Source organism: Mesorhizobium sp. M0195 (assembly GCF_040322115.1).
Lineage (GTDB): Bacteria > Pseudomonadota > Alphaproteobacteria > Rhizobiales > Rhizobiaceae > Mesorhizobium.
Map to the genome: position 1 here is coordinate 1 of NZ_JAMYSV010000073.1, position 1,173 is coordinate 1,173.

Annotated in this window: 1 protein-coding gene; it reads right to left on the reverse strand. The window is 63.3% G+C overall.

Going from position 1 to position 1,173, the window contains the following annotated elements; genetic code table 11:
• Positions 1-1,173: NAD-dependent succinate-semialdehyde dehydrogenase (locus NKJ12_RS32035; RefSeq protein WP_352707706.1), on the reverse strand; the 1,173-nt coding region annotated here is incomplete at its 5' end.

Genomic DNA, 1,173 nt, shown 5'->3' on the forward strand with positions numbered 1-1,173 from the left:
CTAGAGACCAAGTCCGCCGATGCAGACATATTTGGTGTCGAGATAATCCTCGATGCCCTGATGGCCGCCTTCCTTGCCGAGGCCCGATTCCTTGACGCCGCCGAAAGGCGCTTCAGGGGTGGTGATGAGCCCTTCATTGACGCCGACCATGCCGTATTTCAGCCCTTCCATGACCCGGAAGGCGCGGCCGAGATCGCCGGTGTAGAAGTAGCAGGCCAGGCCGAACTCGGTGTCGTTGGCGAGTGCTACGGCCTCTTCCTCGGTCTCGAACTTGAATACCGGTGCTACCGGGCCGAAGATTTCTTCCTTCATGAAGCGCATCTTCGGCGTCGCATTGGCGATCACCGTCGGCTGGAAGAACGAGCCGCCGAGCGCGTGGCGCTTGCCGCCGGCGACGACCTTGCCGCCTTTGGCAGTAGCGTCGGCAATCAGCTCCTCGACCTTCTCTACCGCCTTCTCATCGATCAGCGGTCCCTGCTGGACACCCTCCTCGAGGCCGGAACCGACCTTCAGCCCGTTGCTCGCAGCAGCCAGCTTTTCGACGAACTGGTCATAGATGCCGGCCTGCACCAGGAAGCGGTTGGTGCAGACGCAGGTCTGGCCGGAATTGCGGTACTTGGCGGTGATGGCGCCGGCGACGGCCCGCTCGATGTCGGCGTCGTCGAAGACGATGAACGGCGCATTGCCGCCGAGCTCCATCGACACTTTCTTGACGGTCACCGACGACTTCTGGATCAGGATCTTGCCGACCTCCGTCGAGCCGGTGAAGGTGATCTTCTTGACCAGCGGGTTGGCACAGATCTCGTCGCCGATCTCACCGGCGGCGCCGGTCAGGATATTGATTACGCCTTTGGGGAAGCCGACTTCCTCGGCAAGCGCGCCCCAGGCAAGGCCGGAATAAGGCGTCTGCGACGCGGGCTTGACCACGGCGGTACAGCCGGCGGCAAGCGCCGGGCCAAGCTTGCGGGCCAACATCGAGGATGGGAAATTCCACGGCGTAATGGCGGCGATGACGCCGACCGGCTCCTTGGTCACCAGGATACGGCGGTCCGCCCAGGGCGACGGAACGACGTCGCCATAGGTGCGGCGGCCCTCTTCGGCGAACCACAATATGTAGGACGCGGCCGAGCCGATCTCGCCCTTCGATTCGAACAGCGACTTGCCCTGCTCGAT